Source organism: Parasynechococcus sp., assembly GCF_045559935.1.
In the GTDB taxonomy this organism is placed as follows: Bacteria; Cyanobacteriota; Cyanobacteriia; order PCC-6307; family Cyanobiaceae; genus Parasynechococcus.
In genome coordinates this window covers 66,041-83,493 of sequence record NZ_JBJLJL010000007.1, presented here as the reverse complement: position 1 = coordinate 83,493, position 17,453 = coordinate 66,041, and the positions used below count along the sequence as shown (strand labels likewise).

Here is a 17,453-nt window from a genome sequence, read left to right as displayed (position 1 = left end):
TTAGAAAACGCCGCTACGTTACGAACAGAAGAGCCTTTTTCCACAATGGCCAGCTTGCTTGAGCAGCTCTCCGCGATGACGGTCGTGGTGGCAGATACAGGAGATCTGGAGGCGATCCGTAAATTCACTCCCCGCGACGCCACCACCAATCCATCCCTGATACTCGCTGCCGCCCAGATACCCGCTTATCAGAATCTGATCGATGAGGCGCTGCGCTCATCCCGCAAGCTGATCGGTGACAATGCCCCGGTCGAGGATGTGGTGCATGAGGCTCTCGACGAGATCAGCGTCATCTTTGGTAAAGAGATTCTCAAGATCGTTCCCGGCCGCGTGTCCACCGAGGTGGATGCCCGCCTCAGTTACGACACGGACGCCACGGTTGAAAAGGGCCGCAAGCTGATCCGCCTGTACAACGATGCCGGTATCAGCAACGAGCGCGTTCTGATCAAGATCGCCTCCACCTGGGAGGGCATCAAGGCTGCTGAAGTGCTTGAGAAAGACGGCATCCACTGCAATCTCACTCTGCTGTTCGGCTTCGGTCAGGCCGTGGCCTGCGCCGAGGCGGGTGTCACCCTGATCTCCCCGTTTGTCGGTCGCATCCTCGACTGGTTCAAGGCCGACACCGGTCGTGATTCCTATCCGGGCCCGGAAGATCCTGGTGTCATCTCAGTGACCCGCATTTTCAACTACTTCAAGACCTACGGCTATAAGACCGAGGTGATGGGAGCCAGTTTCCGGAATCTCGATGAGATCACGGAACTTGCCGGATGCGATCTGCTCACCATTTCTCCCAAGCTTCTGGATCAACTGCGTGAGAGCGACGCGGCACTGACCCGCAAACTTGATGGATCCAATCCTGTGAGCGCCGAAGAGCAGATCCATGTGGATCGCGAGCGTTTCGACGCGATGATGAAGGACGATCGAATGGCGTCGGACAAACTGGGCGAGGGCATCAAAGGCTTCAGCAAGGCCATCGAGACGCTTGAGCATCAGCTCGCCCATCGCCTCGCGGAATTGGAGGGGGGCAAGGCCTTCGGTCATGCCGTTCAGGAGATCTTCATGCTCAACGACATGAACGGCGACGGCAGCATCACCCGGGACGAGTGGCTCGGCAGTGATGCCGTCTTCGATGCACTGGATCAGGATCACGATGGTCTGATCTCCCAGGAGGATGTGCGTCAGGGTTTCGGCGCTGCGCTTTCCCTGACCGCCGCCTGAGCCATGGCACGGAAGCAGGGAGGGGCATTACCTCTCCTTCATCTGTGATCACCAAACTTCGTTGGTGACGATTTGACTTCCATGCACGCCCTCGACACCATGCTTGCGCTCGCCAGCAAAGGCGAGGTGATCACCCTCAAGGCCGGTGAGGTGTTGTTCTCCACTGGAGACACAGGATCCACCATGTATGGCCTGTTGGAGGGATGCGTCCGTCTCACCTGGATCGGCGAAAGCGGCACCCAGGGCCATGAAGACATTCCCACCGGTCACGTGTTCGGCGCGGGTGCGCTGGTGATGAGGGATCACCAGCGTCTGGGTACGGCGACCGCGACCTCTGATTGCCGCCTCATCGAAATGAACCGTGAGAAGTTCCTGTTCGCGGTTCAGGAGGCTCCGATGTTTGCCGTCGAACTGCTGGCGTCCATCGATGAGCGTCTGCGCGACATCAAGCTGGCCGACAACTGATCGGGAAAGAACGCACGATCCGGCCCTTTTTGAAAGAATGTATGTGCTAGCGGTGCATTCTTGTGGGTCGAATCCGTCTCGCTCTCCGTCTGGGGTTGTTCCAGCTCAGTCTTGGCATCCTCGGCGTCCTGATCCTGGGACTGCTGAACCGTCTGTTGATTCAAGACATCCAGCTGCCGGCGGTGCTGGCGGCGTTGGCCGTCGGTGGTCAGCAGCTGATGGGGTTCACTCGCGCCTGGTTCGGCCATCGCTCCGATCGCATCCCCCCAAGCCGGCTGCGGCGCACACCCTTCATCGTGATCAGCTCATTGGCGATTGCTCTGTTGTTCGGAGTGGCCTGCCAGCTTGTGCTGCGGTTGGCGACCAGCATGGAGAGCTCCGGCGGTGATCTCGATGCGCTGCTGATTGGCCTGTTGATCCTTGTCTTCGTGGCGATTGGCACGGCGATCGCCGCTGGTGGAACAGCGTTTTCGGCCTTGATCGCTGATCGCACCACAGAAGCCGAGCGGCCGCGGGTGCTGTCGGTGGTGTGGGGGATGCGTCTGCTGGGGGTGTTGCTGGGCAGTGTTCTGGTGAATCAGGTGTTCGGCAGTGCCTGCGCGGCCGATGCCAGCCGCACCGCAGTTCTGGCCGGGCTGCAGCGTCTGTCGGTGGTGACGCCCTTCGTGCTGCTGGGGCTGGGGGTGGCGTCGGTGTTCGGCGTGGAACGCCGCACCACAGACTTGATCTCCCCTGTGGGGTCGGCCCCCCCCGATGTTCCCCAGCGGTTGGCCTTACCCCAATTGCTCTTGAAACTGCGGTCCATCCCTCAGGCCGGTCGTTTCCTTGGGGTGCTGTGCCTGTTCACCTTCAGCATGTTCCTCAACGATGCGGTGTTGGAGCCCTACGGCGCTGCTGTCTTTGGCATGAGTGTCTGTGCCACCACATCGCTGAATGTGTTGATCGCCCTGGGTTTCTTTGGTGGCTTGGGGCTCAGTGGCTTCTGGTTGATTGAGCGCGTCGGCAACATCCGCACGGCCCGGGTGGGGGCGGTGCTGGCAGCACTGGCCTTGATGCTGATGCTGTGGGCCGGGGCTGATCAGTCGATCCCCCTGTTGCGGGCTGCCGTTGGCTTGTTTGGTTTGTCGCTTGGGGTGTGCATGAATGCCTGCCTCACCCTGATGTTCAGTTTTGTGGAACCCGGGCGCACGGGCTTCCTCCTGGGCATCTGGGGAGCGGGCTATGCCTATTCCTGCGGTCTGGCCACGATCAGTGGAGGCGGCCTGCTCACCTTGTTCCAAGCCTGGAATGGCGGGGATCTTTTTGGAGCCTATGGCGGGGTGTTTGCCCTGCAGATGGTCTGTTTCCTTGGCGCCGCGTTGATGACGCGCCGTTTGGATGTGGTGGGCTTTCGCGAAAAGGTGAAAACTCGATTCTGCGAAGTGATGGAGATGGCGGTGGATTGAACCTTGGATGGAGCGCCGGATCCACTAGAACCGGGTTCCTTGGATGGCAGTGAATGCCACCGCTGCAGATCGTCTGGTTCAAGCGTGATCTGCGCATCGTTGATCACCGGCCCTTGCTGGCTGCTGCGGAGCGGGGTCCGGTGCTTCCGCTCTACATCGTCGAGCCGGAGCTGTGGCAGCAGCCCGATGCCTCCGAACGCCAGTGGCTCTTTTGCAGGGAGGCGCTGCTGGAGTTGCGCCGTGCCCTCGCCGATCTGGGGCAGCCGTTGGTGGTGCGCACAGGCGATGTGGTGCAGGTGCTGGAGCGGGCTCGGCGACAGTTCGGTATCGATGGCCTCTGGAGCCATGAGGAAACAGGCAACGGCTGGACCTATCAGCGCGACAAACGGGTGGGGCTGTGGGTCCGACAGAACGGAATTGAGTGGATCGAAATTCCCCAGTTCGGGGTGACGCGCCGGATGCGCACCCGCAATGGCTGGGCCAAGCGCTGGGAGGCTCAGATGACGGAGCCCTTGACGTCTCCGCCTGCAGGACTCCCCGTCTTGGAGGCGATGGATCCCGGGGTGATCCCGGAGCGGCCCTGCCCTGAGCTGCCGCTTGATCACTGTCCGCAGCGGCAGACCGGTGGGCGCTCGATCGGCCTGGGGGAGTTGCGCGATTTTCTGCAACACCGTGCACCGCGCTATCAACGGGCCATGTCGAGCCCGAATACGGCGTTCACCGGCTGTTCACGTCTGTCGGCCTATCTCACCTGGGGATGCCTGTCGATGCGGGAGGTCCTGCAGACCAGCCGCAAGCACAGTGGTCGCGGTGTCAGCAGCTTTGAATCGCGGCTCCACTGGCACTGCCATTTCATTCAGAAGCTGGAGGATCAGCCGACGATTGAATTCAGCGACTTCCACCCCTTCATGCGTGGCATTCGCCATGCCGACAGCGATCGACTGACGGCCTGGAGCGAAGGCCGCACCGGCGTACCGTTCGTGGATGCCTGCATGCGGGCGCTCCGGGCCCATGGCTGGATCAACTTCCGCATGCGGGCCATGTTGATGTCTTTCGCCAGCTACCACCTTTGGCTCCCCTGGCAGGAGAGCGGCATGCATCTGGCCCGTCAGTTCGTCGACTACGAACCCGGCATTCACTGGAGTCAGTGCCAGATGCAATCAGGAAGCACCTCGATCAACACGATCCGCATCTACAACCCGATCAAGCAGGGGCGGGACCATGACGCCGATGGTGTGTTCATCAGGCGGTGGTGCCCGGAACTCGCTGATGTCCCGAGCGACCACATCCATGAGCCATGGACATTCCTGGCAGGCCATCCTGCGCCAATCGTGGATTGCACGGCGGCAGCTCGTGAGGCGAAAGAGCGGATCTGGGCGATCCGTCGTTCTGCCGGCTTCGATCGGCACGCCGATGACATCCAAAGCAGACACGGATCCCGTAAGGCAGGCCTGAAACCGACGATGAGCGCCCAGAGAGCTCACCGCCGGCGACGGCGCCTCCCTGATGATGCGTCGATGCAGCAGCTGACTCTTGAGCTCTAAATCGATTCCAAGGTCGAGAGTTCTGATGTGATGGACTGGCCAGGGAAAGTTCCTGCCGTGAAACGCATGAACAGCTCGACATCCGTTATGTCCAGGCTGCCGGGATTGGTGTTGGTCACGCTGACGTTGTAGACGTCGGTCATGTCGTAATCGCCGTTGTCCACACTTGCATCGATGTGGTCGATCATGTCGCTGGATGTGGTGCGGCTGCCGACATAGGAGGCAAGTTCACTCATGATTGGATCCTGGGAGACCCGACCGGTGATGAATCGGCGTGCCAGAGCCAGGCCATCGGTGAGCGTCGTCAGCTGATCATCAGCGTCGATATCTTTCGGTCCCAGCGATACGAGGCTGTCATCCGATAGATCGGAATCGTCCGTCTGCTGGTCATCTGTTGTGCTTCCAGACTCGCTCCCGGAGGACTCGCCAACGACCGCATCAAAGTCGACATCTCGACTGACGAGAGCCAGGCCACCAGGGCTGGTGATCTCACCGTTCACCAGGCCGTCATCATCACCACGGGCACCATCACGGACATACAGGGCCAGAACATCCGCACCGCGCTGGCTTGGATCGGTGTCCTCCAGCAAGGCTCCGGTTCCCGTCACCTCGTCGTAGGTGTAGATGAAGGGATCAGCATTGGCTGGTCTGCGGTACCAGACCAGACTCTGAGAACCCTCCTCCAATTGGGCACGGATTTCATCACTGAGATCAATTTCGATGCGCTGCAAGCCCAGATCAAGAATGTCTTCATCATCAAGATCGCTTTCCACGGCAATCGACTGGTCAGACTCCTGCATCACCAGTGATTGACGTTTAGCCAGGAAGCCCGAGAGGGTACCCCGTCCTCGACCAACCCGAAGATCAACAGGTTTGGAAATTGGCTTGAGATCATCAACCTCATCAGCGGTTGCATCAGCAAGAGAGGCAATATCCTTGGCAGTGAATTCACGGCTTGAATTCACTTGACGCAATTCTCCAGACTGATTGGCGGCAAGTTCCGCTTTGTTGGTTTCATTCACTTTGCCTGAAATGTTTTCCGGCGTCTGCTTCTTCATCAAGATCGGTGTCGATCCAGTTTCTCCACTACCTGTTTTCAACGTTGATTTGATGATTAGAGGATTGCCGGAGAGTTCCTCGCCTTTTTCACCAAGATCTTTCTCAAGTTTTGCCTTTGTTGATTTCAATTCGTCGTCGGTTGCTTCCGGCAAGGCTGCCAGATCGGCGAGATCATCTTTCGTGATCTTGACAAGATCCTTCAGGTTTGAGGCATCGCCAAAATAGGATTCGAAGATGTCGGAGTGGGAAGCGATATTCTTTGTGGCCTCCAGAAGGGCGTTCTCCAACGTGTCATGAGACTTGATCAGGAGTGAATAGGAGGTGGGTTGATGGTTGTGGCTATGGAGATTGGCAATGAAGTTGTAAACCTTGTTCTGTTCGAATCTGTCATCACTCGAAAGGTCGATCACAACTGTTTCGTCAGATGGAGTGAAGACCCCGGTCTCCGCATCCTCTGTTCCCCAGTTCCAGCTTCCTTCATGCCATCCAGGTTCTTGATGGTCCACAAGAAGACTGACATCGCTGAGCTGGCTGAAGTCAGTTGCCCGGACAGTGTAAATCTCCCCACCAGTCAATTTCATTGACCAATAATCTTCTGTGTCTAAGGAATTGAGCTTCCCTTGTGAGGCCATTCCATTGATCGCCAATGACCCACTTGGGTCGTTGGAGGTGTCTTGGTCGGTTTCCAGCGTTGTGGTTGTATCGAGTATGTATTCAACGTCAATATCTCCTGAATTGCCTGAAGAGAAGTATTCGATTGTGTAGAGGCCCTTGGGAAGATATTGCTCACTTTTACCGTCGTAACTGTTTCCCCACCACTGACCGTTGAGGTCAAATATTTCAAACCAAACTTCACTTGAAACATTGTCATAATCAAGAATTGCAAGAGTGAATATTCCATCAGAGTTAATCGCAATTGTCTCGTCGGCATATTGATCGCTCAGGTTCAGAGTGTTGTTCCTGATGGAGAAGGATTCTTCATCATTGCCACCGATTTGAATGGCATCAAGAGCCTCGGAATCAAAGGCTGTTGTTTCGATTGTGAGTTGATACGGTTGCTGGATCTCTTCGTCGAGACTTGCATGTTCAATGATCAAGCGGTAATCACCTTCGGGAAGAGTGAAAACAACGTTTCGTTCATCATTGCTTGGAGAATCTTTCCATGAATCCAGTGCAGAATTATGTGATCCACCGATGTAGTTGGTGAAGCGAGGTGTAATGTTCTCGACAAAGAAATCCAGGTTGGCGTCGCCTTCATCATCCAGAGTCCGTCCGCCTTGATCAGTCAAGCTGAAACTAACGTTGGAGATCTCGTCGAGATGGAAGTTGTAATGGTCAGCGATCTGGAAGTCAGAGTGCTTTGACGAAAGGGAACCATTATCATTCATATAACTATTGCTGCTCGAGAGGTTGTTGCCAGTTTGTTTGAAGACGACATTGACACTGTCAATGTTGTTAAACCAAGTGTCTGGATTGTTGATGTCAAATTCGACAGAAAAATTGTTAATGGCAAGATTTCTGATCGAGGTTGCATTGCCTAATCCATCGGTTAAGGCTGTGCCGAGGTAGCTGAGAGAAACCTCATCATTTGCTTGAACAGAGGATTCCAGTTGTAATTCAAGATCTCCCCACTCGTTCATCCGAATGCTGTTGGCACTGATGGATCGTCGGTCGTCGTTGACGCCGGCTGTGATCAGGAAATTGATGGGGTTGGGAAGGTTGGTTGTCGTGAGACTTTTCCCATTGACATGAACTTCTGCAGGGTCATCCAGACCCATGTAGAGACGATTACCGTGAACATCGGCCCAGCGCACAGAAGGCCCCTCTTCGTCAGGCGAAATATTCTCGATGGGATGCCAATGAAAACTATGGCTTGTCGCACCATTGACATTTGTGAATGGCTCGCTGTTTGAAGAGCCATCGGCAAGTGTTGAAATGATGGGGTCATATGTAACATCAATATTCACACCCGACGGAACCTTATTCGACAGGTCAAAGATCAATTTTTTTCCTTTGACCTCGATCGTGCTTTCAGCAAATTGAAGCTGAGTCTGCTCTCCACTTTGAGGATTCCAGGACCAGAATTGGAAGTCGCTTATTTCTGGAATAACTGCTTTTGTAGAGTCGTCAGTGAGATCAGCCTTGGAGTGAAAAGATAAGGTTGCTTTCTTGCCTTCAACAAAACTTTCGTCTGGATTCAGGGAAATCCACTCGTCAAGATCGTAACCAAACTGCTCATAGCGGGCCCAGTTATCGATTTTGAGTGGTTCCTTGAGAACAATGGATTCTCCCTCCACATCGCGTAATCCATGACCTTCTTGTAATGCAAAAGTGATCGTCGATTTTGGCTTGATCGTCAGACCACTGTCATCTTTCAAGCGAAGCTTGAGACGATGTCCCCACTGGATTTCTGTGGAATAAGCTGAGGGATCGACGAGCTTGTCGTCAATTCTCAGGATGATGTCTCCCTCTTTATAATTAGACTTGCTATCATCATTTGTGATTTCAGCAATTCGGTAAAGACCTTGGTATTCAATATAAATTGATTTGTTGCTGTCATAATCTTCCCCTGACGGATCAGTGTAGCCCCATTCAAAAGTAGGTTTGATGGAACCTACATTCATGACCCACTCTTCTTCATATGTTTGCCATGCTTTGTGGTAGCGGTCTTCTGCTTCTCGGAATCGCTCTTCGTTGCTTGGATCGTGAAGAGTCCAAGCCCATAGATCAATCTGTGGCTTGCTTCCTCCTTGTGGCGCAGTGAAATCTAGATTGGCAGAGACAAGATTACGATGATCATTTCTGACTTGATTTCTGTTCGTTATTTCGAAGATATCATCTGAGAAGATGGTTTCATTGCTATTGGCCGAGGTCCCAACATTACGAAGCACCTCCAGGATCAGGTCCAGGAAGTCGTTGGCTTCGAGAAATTCATCGTCGCTATCAATTTCGATGCCAGCATAGACTTTGGGCTGATAGTTAAGCTCGTCGATGATTCCATCGCGAACTTGATAAAGTTCATCGAAGAAAATATCTTCTCGCTGTTGCTGACTGAGTTGTCCCTCGCCTGATTGATAGTGAAGATCAAAAATAATGGCATAGTCCCGCCACTCACTCCAGTCATGTGGACCATCAGAATGCGGGACTTCCAGGTTGAAGCGCAGGACAACATCATCGCCAATATCAAAATAATCACCTTCTAAATTAATTAGTCTTGGACTGATTCTTTGTTGATCCCAAGCGACAAAGGGATTTCCTTCAATCCAAATCTGTGGATGATAGTCTGACCAAAAAGCTTGAACAGGTTCTTCGCTGACTGACAGCCGATTCAGATTGTCACCATAACGGTCAACTTTCAGAACGCTAATCTGATCATTTTCCCAAGAGTCCCATTCTCGAAGGCTCACACTGAAGCCATCAGGATCAGAGTCAATAAATTGCCCAAAGTTGTAACTGTCTTCTTCTCCAAACCAGATGGCGTTATAAATCTGCTCAGTATCTCCGTCCGGTGTTGTGAGCTTCAGGTCAACGATGAATTCATTCAGGCCGCCTCCTGAGTCATCAGCGGGATGCAAGCGTAAGCCAGGGTTTTCAATCTGGTCGGTTGTCGAAGCGTTGTCATTCATGATGTGGGCCTCAAAGAAGCTCCAGTCATCATCCATTTGTCCAGGGTTCAGGAAGGCATCTGCAGGTAGAACCAACCACTCCGAATCCTCCTCATTGTGTCCCCGTGCTGAATCCCAGTTGTCATTACCACTGACAACCCATTCTTTTCTCACCAGGGTGCTGTGTTCGGTGGCGTCAACTGTTCCTGCCACATCCCATGGTCCTCGATCGTCAAAATTGCCAAGCCAGTCAATGACCGTGTACGACGCCTGATCCCCACGAACCAGTGCAAAGCTGTCGTCACCATCTCCTAGATATTCGAACAAGTGATCAGCTTGATCAAGAATTGCAGGTTCTGCACCGGGGTCTGCAATCAAGTAAACATCTCCAGACTCAATCGTTGCACCTTCAGGAAATTCGTTCCAGAATTCATAGATCCCCCATGTGGTTGTGTTGTTAGATATAGTTGGGAATGCATAATTGTCGAGCTCCACCCTGGATGAAGTGGGGTTGAAAATTTCGATATATTTGTTGGATCCATAGCCTGTTGTGTATTCTGAGAAGAACAGGCTGGATGCTGTTTCCGAGTTGTCGTCTTGGGGGAATAAGTCATCAAATCTGATCTTGTATGTGGCTCCTTCTTGAGAGGATCCATTGTCACTCGTGAAGATGAACTCATTGGCGGAGAACGTCATGCCCTCCATGTTTTTGAAGTCTCCACTGATGAAACCCGAATTGATACTCTCTCCAGATTCAAGATCAAGAAGTTGAATATATGCCAATCCCTGATTGTTTTTCTCTCCATTAATGACGGCAGATTTCCCATGTAATGCTGCAAGATATTGAATATCAGACCCATCCCGCGTCACTATTGCCAGATCTCTTAAATCATTGATGCCGGTCTCGATGATCCGCAGCTCAGAGCCAAGAACCCCGTCTCTGAAATCATATTCATAGACATCTCCTGATTTTTGCTCGCCGACAAGAATAGAATCAGATTCTGAGAGGAATACCAGTGACTCATGTTGATTGTCAGACTCTTCAGATGTGTCAGGAATCGTTTCGATTCGGACTATGTCTGATACCCCATTGGTTTCGATGATGTCGCCATTTTCATTGAGACTGAAACTAAAAATCTTGGATTGTCTGTTGTTGTCAAGATCACCCTCATCCAGAATGTAAAGCGTTGATGAGTTGATGTCATAGGTGATGGCTTCGCCATCGATTGAAACAGACTCTCCCTTAAAACTATTTGGTAGGGTGAAATAGGCGGGTGAATACTTGCCATCTCGATTGATTCTTAATAGCTGCGATGGACTCTCTGAATTGAATTCAGCATTGTCATCTCCGTCTTGATTTGCCGAGATGGAGTCATCTGAAATGATGTATAAGAAAGAATTACTGTCTTCGGTAATCACGGATGTGATTCCACTGGCTTCAAAGCCGTAAGGCAAATTAAAATCTGGTTCAATATACAAAGCATCTGCAAGCAATTTGTTTCTATATTGCTGTCCTGAGTGATACCCGGGTCCAGCCTCAATTGACATGGGTGCTGTGAAAGAAGATTCAAAATTATTGGCTGTAGTCGTCGTCGTCAGGTAGGTGGCAGAACTTTCAGACAACCACTGCTTCTCTTCTGCCAGTAGGGATTGGAGTAGCTCTTCGATTGAATTCAGATTTTCGATCTGATCCAGTTTGATTGTTTCTGACGGAACTTGATTTGGCCCGATCTGTAGAGAAACGCTAAGGCCATTGTCGGTATTGAATATTGATTCAAAAAGCTCTTTGTCGAAGAAAAGGTGAAGAGATGATTCTCCCTCAAGCTTTTCGATAGGGATATCTTCACTGATCAGATCATCATAAGAAATTCGTAAATCCCAGTTAGAGGGTATCTCTTCGAGGCCAAGATCTTGGGACGTGGATGGATTCAATTCCAGCCTCAGCTGGTTGTAGCTGGCTTTTGCTGTTGCCAGGTCGAGGGCGGTCCAATGATAAAAATGATCGTTAGCCTGAGCCTCAGGATTTCGGGCTTCAAATTTGAGATCTTCTGCAACTGCTTCACTCAGGCTGATCAATTCTGTTGTTGATGCATCCCAATCAATCGTGAGATAGTTCTCAACCTCTGCTTCGGCAAGCCGCAGACCCTCTGGGTTGGAAAAACTGAAATTATCGGAGCGATTTTCAAGATCTGTATCATCAATGGTAATGCTCTCACCAGTTCTCGTGTCGATGAGCCCAAAAGATGTTGTCTTATTCTTCGTGTTGATGGTGAGCTCTGAAACCTGATAGGGTCTCCACTCATCGATTGAGTATGGCAGTGCATCATGCCAATTAAAATCAATCAACATGCCTTCTGAGATTTCAAGCGTCGTACCATTGAGGACGACCTTATTCATATCGACATCGAGATATCCTTCTGAATCTTCTCTTCCCGGGAGAGTGTATTCGTTGCCGTTCACTCTGACATCGAGCTGAAAGGCATCGTCGTTCCAATGATCTGACAGAGCGCGAGTTTCGTATACAAGCGGACCGATTTCCAGTGTTTCCGTACTTGATTCTTCAAATTCAAACAGAATCTTCGATCCTTCCGGGATATCGCTACTAAAAAAGCTCAGCGCCACTTCATGCTCTCTCTGCCAATCGCCCTCTGCTTCGTTGAAGTAGGCATTGGCATCTCTCATTGTAGTTACATTATCCTCCAATACCAAATCATTAGCGTCGACAAGTGAAACATTGCCCTTGAAATTACCATTATCATCAAAGTGTTCACTCATATCCTCTGACTTGAAGACGATTTCTACAGCTGCCAACTCCGTTGTGTCACGATCAGCTTCTCGTTGACGTTTGAGTTTTTCGTACTCATTCCAATTCAGCTCCATCCTCTCATTAACGACTGACTCTGCAATCTTCAGGCCAATGCCTCCTTGATTGACGCCATTGTTCCAACTCCATCGCTCAAAAATATTGGCGTCAAACATTTGTACATTCCGGTTGTCCTCGGAATCGATTAATTTGAAAGTTGTAATATTGCTGGAGTTGTCGATTGTCAGATCATCTACACGGTATGGGTGATATGAGCGAATATATTGAGGCAATACTTCGTGCCAGTTGAAATCCATAAGGCTTCCATTGACAATATCGTGATCCACGCCAATAAGAACGACTTGGTTGTTGTCAAGATCCAGCCAACCTTCCTGTTCTTCATTGCCGGGAACATTCAATCTCCACTCTTCAGCGGCGCTGCGAATTCCTAATTGAAACGCGTTCTCAGAACCATGATCTGTCTCCGTAAAGGAATTCAGATGCAAAGGTAGTTCAAGTGGGTTGTCCCAGTGTTGATTGGCATCGAGGATGAGCTTGTCTCCATCAGAGATCTCTGACCCCAGAAAAATCTCAAGGCGCTCATGGGTATTTTCCCATGAATCATCTGAGTAATCTTCATCATTGCGGTAGAAAAAGTCTGATTGGATTAATCCAGCAATCTCATCGTCGATCAGTTGTCCAGATGAATTCACAAGACTGATTGTGCCATCAAATACGCCAAACTCGTCGATGATGTTGGATAAATCCTTTGCCTTGAAATTAATCTCAAGTGCTGAAATGCTCGAGGCTTCCTGTTGATCTGATAGCTCATTCTGCTGCTTTCGGTAGGCGTCTTGGTCAAATTCCAGATACTCTTCTTCGATGGCCTTCCACATCCGCAGGCCATCATTGCTATCAGCAGATTGGTACTGTGTAATAGAATCAAGAATATTGTTGCTGGCAAAGCTCACTGCCATCGATTGCTGACGATCAAATAATTTGAATGACGTCTGCTGCAGATCAGGGTTGATTTTGAGATCGTTAACCTGATAACCCTTGTAGGCCTGCACACTTTCCGGCAGGGTCTCGTGCCAGTCAAATCCAATTAAGTCACCTTCACTCAGCTCATGATCAATACCAGTCAAGACGATTCGATGCGTACCAAAATCAAAATGTCCTTCTTGCTTTTCAGCTCCTTTAATGGAATGAATCGTTTCTTTGAATTTAATATTTAGCTGGAAGTAATCATCGTTTCCGCTACGATCAACTTCTGTTCTGATGGTGTTGTGGAATGGTAGAAGGAGCTGTTGATTCCAGTGATCACCACCATCAATCACAAGGATATCTCCAGCCTCTGCTGAGAAAGGAAGCATGACATGCAAACGTTCGTGCTCCTTGTCCCAATCACTTTGATGATTGTTTGTCCATGAGCTGTAGTTGATCAGTGCGGGAAGGTTTTCTGCACGGATGTTATTTTTTTCACGCACCTCAAGGTCACTATTTTGTAATGTGATGCTGCCTGTGAAGCGCCCATTCGTTACCAGGCCTTCTGCGAACTTTCCATCAAAGACAACCTCCACAATTTTGGCATTGTTCGTCTCTGCATCGGCTTGTAATTTTTGTCCGTCAATTTCGTAATATGCTCCAGCCGGATCCAGCCGGATCACCTCTTCCTGTTTCGCCTTCCAAAGTCGTAAGCCACTGTCACGATCGCCGGAATTATAGTTTTTGATTGTTTGGCTGATAGCATCATCACTGAAATCAACGACCTCGCCTTCCTCTTGATCAAATAAGTCAAAGCTGGTTATGTTCGTGTCTTCTTCTGTTTCCAAATTGATGATCTGATAAGGCTTGTACTCATCCAGTCCCTGCGGGAGAGTGCTGTGCCAGTCGAACCCAATCAGGTCGTCATTTTGAAAATAATTTTCGATTCCCTCCAAGATGATTTTTTTATCATCAAGGTCGATGAAGCCTTCTTGCTCTTCTTCGCCTTTGATAGTTAGTACCTCCTGATTTGTTTTGATTCCCAACTGGATGTAATCGTTTCTCGTCGAGTAGTCCACTTCGGTTCTCTGCTCGCTGGACAGTGGAAGATTCAGATCCTTTTCCCATTCATCACCACCATTGATTCTTAGAGTGTCACCAGCCTGCGCCTTTTCAGGCATATAGATGTAAAGACGTTCATTCTCCTGCTCCCAGCTGCTCAGGTTGTCGTCGGTGAATCCGTGCGGATCAACGACTGCTTTAAGGTTTTCGGATTTGATTGCTCCTTCAGGATCCAACAGTGAAATGCTTCCTGTGAAACCACCGTTGCTCACCAGGTTGCCGAAGTCTTTGGCTTTGAAAACGACTTCAATCAAGCTGGTCTTTTCATAGGCGTCTTCTTCTGCTGCTGCATCAGTGGACTGATAGGTGACTCCGTTGTGATCCAGTGCGATGTAATGACGCTCCTTCGCCCTCCATATGCGAAGACCATGATCAGAGTTGCCATTCCTATAATCTTCGATTTGCTGTTCAGGATCGTCACTTTCAAACTCAACCGATTCTTGATGCTTTGGATCGATCAGGCTGATGGTTGTTTCATTCGTGACGTTATTCGTCGTCAATTGCTCGATTTGATAAGCGTAATATGACTCAATGCTCCATGGGAGAGTCTCATGCCAGTCAAATCCCAGCAGATCGCCCACATTCAGTTCGTGGTCAACTCCGCTGATGATGATCGTATCCTGATCAAAGTCTAGGTAACCTTCTTCTGCCTCATAACCTTTGATTTCATGTCTTTGCTTATTGATTTTCGCGCCCAGCTGGAAATAATCATTTCTGAATGAGTTGTCTACTTCGGCTGTTGTTTCTTCATAGAGTGGTAATGTCAGGGATTGATTCCACGCATTTTCCGCCCCAATCACTAATGAATCACCATCTGCTGCTTCGATTGGTATAAAAAGATGAAGGCGGGTGTAGTTGGTTTCCCATTCGTCTTTTGTCTCGTTAATCCATGCATCAGGATGAAGCATGGCCTGAATATTTTCTGCTTTAGTGGAGCCATCATCACCAATCAATTGGATGGAGCCACTAAATTTGCCGTTCTCGATTACATCATCCAGATTGGGCGCTTCAAATACCACTTCAAGATGGCTGGTTGGATCCTGTGCAGTTTCAGAAAACTGATCCCCATCCTTCTCATAGATCACAGCTTCATGATCAACCCTCAGGTTGTCCCTCAGTTCTGCTCGCCACATTCGTAGACCGCTGTCTCCTTCGTCGGCTTTGTGTTGGTTGATCTTTTGCTGCAGTCTTGTATCGGAGAATAGTAAATCTTCTGATGTCTCGCTATCAATTAATCTGAATGTTGTGCGATTGTAATCACTATTTATGATCAATGAGTCAACTCTGTAAGCATGGTGACTTCTGATGCTTTCGGGAAGTGTTTCATGCCAGTAGAAGCCAATCAGATCACCATTTTCTAGATTGTGGTCTATCCCATCGAGCACGATCTGCTGTTGATTAAAGTCAATGAGGCCTTCCTCCTCTTCGTCTCCATTGATTTCATATCGATTCTTTCCCGATAGGATTCCTAGTTGAAAGTACTGATTGTCATCAGAGTGATCAACTTCAGTAGATGTCTCCATGTAGAGCGGCAACTTCATCGAATAGGTCCAGTCGTTGTCGCCATCCATCACGAGAACATCTCCATCCTCTGCCTTGCCAGGGAGAAGAACATGCAAAATTTCGTATGATTGCTCCCAATCGCCGTTATCTCCCCGTAACGCCTCAGGTGAGATCAGGCCTGTCAGGTTGGTCTGCTTTGCATTGCCATTCTTATCCAGGAGCGAGAGATCACCCTGGAAGATGCCATTCTCTACCAGGTCGCCCAGATCTTGTCCTTCAAATATGACTTCGAGCACGCTTGTTTCGATATCAGAAATGTCACTGTTGAAGAACGTGTCGAGTGATGTTGACGTGTAAGTCGTCTGTGGATCAACTGTGTTCGCCAGATCGATGAAGCTGTTGTAGTAATTGTCAAGGATTTCCGAGGTGGCACCATTCTGTTCCAGATTCGAAAGCCACCCATGGAGATCGTCAACATCGCGTTCCTCGATCCATCCAAAGTCTGTTCCTCGTCCATCAAGACCTGGTTTGAAGAAAAGTCTGAAGTCGTCGAGGTTGTATGTTTCGTTGTCGCTTGCTTGATTAGCCAGATCAACAAATGCCTGTTCGTAGATTTCAACAATCGTTTCGTCAACTTCGTTGTCGTGAAGATGCTCAATCCACCAGAGTGAATCCTTTCCGCTCCCCTGGGTGTTGAGCCATCCCAGCTTGGTTCCTTCGCCGTCAAGTCCTGGAGAGAAAAATTGCTCGTAGTTGTCGTTGTTGAAGGTTCTATCCGTCTGTGCGTTGTTGGCAGTGTCTGTTAGTGCATTTCTGTAGGTATCGACAATCTCACTGCTGACACCATTGTTTTCGAGATGCTCGACCCACCACAGTGTGTGTTCAAGATCACCACTTGCATTGATCCAGCTGAAGTCCGTCCCTTTTCCGTCAAGTCCAGGGTTGAAGAACTGCCGAAAATCTTCGGTTGAGTATGATCGATTGAGGTCGGAGAGGTTGGCGAGATCAATATAGGCAGATGTATAAGCATCAATGACATCCTGCTCTACTTCGTTGTCTTCAAGGTGGTTGATCCACCAGACAATTTCGTTGAGATCACGATTGGTGCTGCCGATGTATTCAAAATCGTTCCCTCTGCTATCGAGTCCTGGTCTGAAGAAGGATTGATAGTTCTCCGATGAGTAATCAGAGCTGTTGGTGGCATTGTTGGCCACATCGGCCAGGCTTGATTTGTATTGCTCGATGATGTCTTCTGTGACTAAGCCGTTGCCAAGGTTGTTTTCGAGATCATCAATGATATGCAGACGGTCTTTGGCTTCATTGCTCCACAACCAATCGAAATCGGTTCCCTGGCCATCGAGCCCTGGTTGAAAGAACGTTTCGTAGTTTGTGCTGTCATAGTCAATTGATTCAGACGCTTTATTGGCGACGTCGACAAATGCCCCGATGTAGCTGTTGAGAATGTCTGATTCGACTCCGATGTTTCGAAGCTGATTGATCCACCATAATTTGTCTTGCAGCGAGGTGTGGTGGATCTGCTCAAATGCCGGAAGATTGTTGACGTATTCTTTTTGAATATCGCCACTCAGATATGCTTCGAAAATGGTTCCATAGGCTTCAAGTGAGTGAATGGTTGAGCCCATGTGATTTGAAGCACTTACTCTTATTTTTATTATAAGCAATTTCGTTTCAACGGCACCACTCG

5 protein-coding genes are annotated in these 17,453 nt (G+C 49.9%); 4 read left to right on the top strand and 1 reads right to left on the bottom strand.

From position 1 onward, the window contains the following. The first annotated feature begins 45 nt into the window (after window positions 1–45). The 4 genes from ACJ0G7_RS03695 to ACJ0G7_RS03680 all read left to right on the top strand — a co-directional run bounded on the left by ACJ0G7_RS03695 (window position 46) and on the right by ACJ0G7_RS03680 (window position 4,672). The gene (locus ACJ0G7_RS03695; RefSeq protein WP_043695655.1) at window positions 46–1,218 is read left to right on the top strand and encodes a transaldolase; all 1,173 of its coding nucleotides are present in this window, start codon (window positions 46–48) and stop codon (window positions 1,216–1,218) included. An 81-nt stretch (window positions 1,219–1,299) separates the two neighbouring features. Continuing rightward, the gene (locus tag ACJ0G7_RS03690) at window positions 1,300–1,683 is read left to right on the top strand and encodes a Crp/Fnr family transcriptional regulator (protein WP_043695657.1); all 384 of its coding nucleotides are present in this window, start codon (window positions 1,300–1,302) and stop codon (window positions 1,681–1,683) included. Between the two features lie 62 nt (window positions 1,684–1,745). Further along, entirely contained in the window at window positions 1,746–3,128 is a 1,383-nt protein-coding gene (locus tag ACJ0G7_RS03685; protein WP_407395227.1) for an MFS transporter, read from the top strand. 53 nt (window positions 3,129–3,181) lie between these two features. Next, window positions 3,182–4,672, top strand: coding sequence for an FAD-binding domain-containing protein (locus ACJ0G7_RS03680; protein WP_407395226.1), 1,491 nt, complete (start codon window positions 3,182–3,184; stop codon window positions 4,670–4,672). Here the strand turns inward: ACJ0G7_RS03680 and ACJ0G7_RS03675 are convergent. Beyond that, window positions 4,669–17,391: a lamin tail domain-containing protein gene (locus ACJ0G7_RS03675; RefSeq protein ID WP_407395225.1), complete on the bottom strand. Its 12,723-nt coding sequence runs from the start codon at window positions 17,389–17,391 to the stop codon at window positions 4,669–4,671. The genes ACJ0G7_RS03680 and ACJ0G7_RS03675 overlap by 4 nt on opposite strands. Window positions 17,392–17,453 lie beyond the last annotated feature (62 nt).

What these genes read in the sequence shown, in the direction of transcription:
- ACJ0G7_RS03695 (WP_043695655.1), top strand. Translation starts at nt 46, where the DNA reads ATGGCCAGCTTGCTTGAGCAGCTCTCCGCGATGACGGTCGTGGTGGCA.
- ACJ0G7_RS03690 (WP_043695657.1), top strand. Translation starts at nt 1,300, where the DNA reads ATGCACGCCCTCGACACCATGCTTGCGCTCGCCAGCAAAGGCGAGGTG.
- ACJ0G7_RS03680 (WP_407395226.1), top strand. Translation starts at nt 3,182, where the DNA reads ATGCCACCGCTGCAGATCGTCTGGTTCAAGCGTGATCTGCGCATCGTT.
- ACJ0G7_RS03675 (WP_407395225.1), bottom strand. Translation starts at nt 17,391, where the DNA reads ATGGGCTCAACCATTCACTCACTTGAAGCCTATGGAACCATTTTCGAA.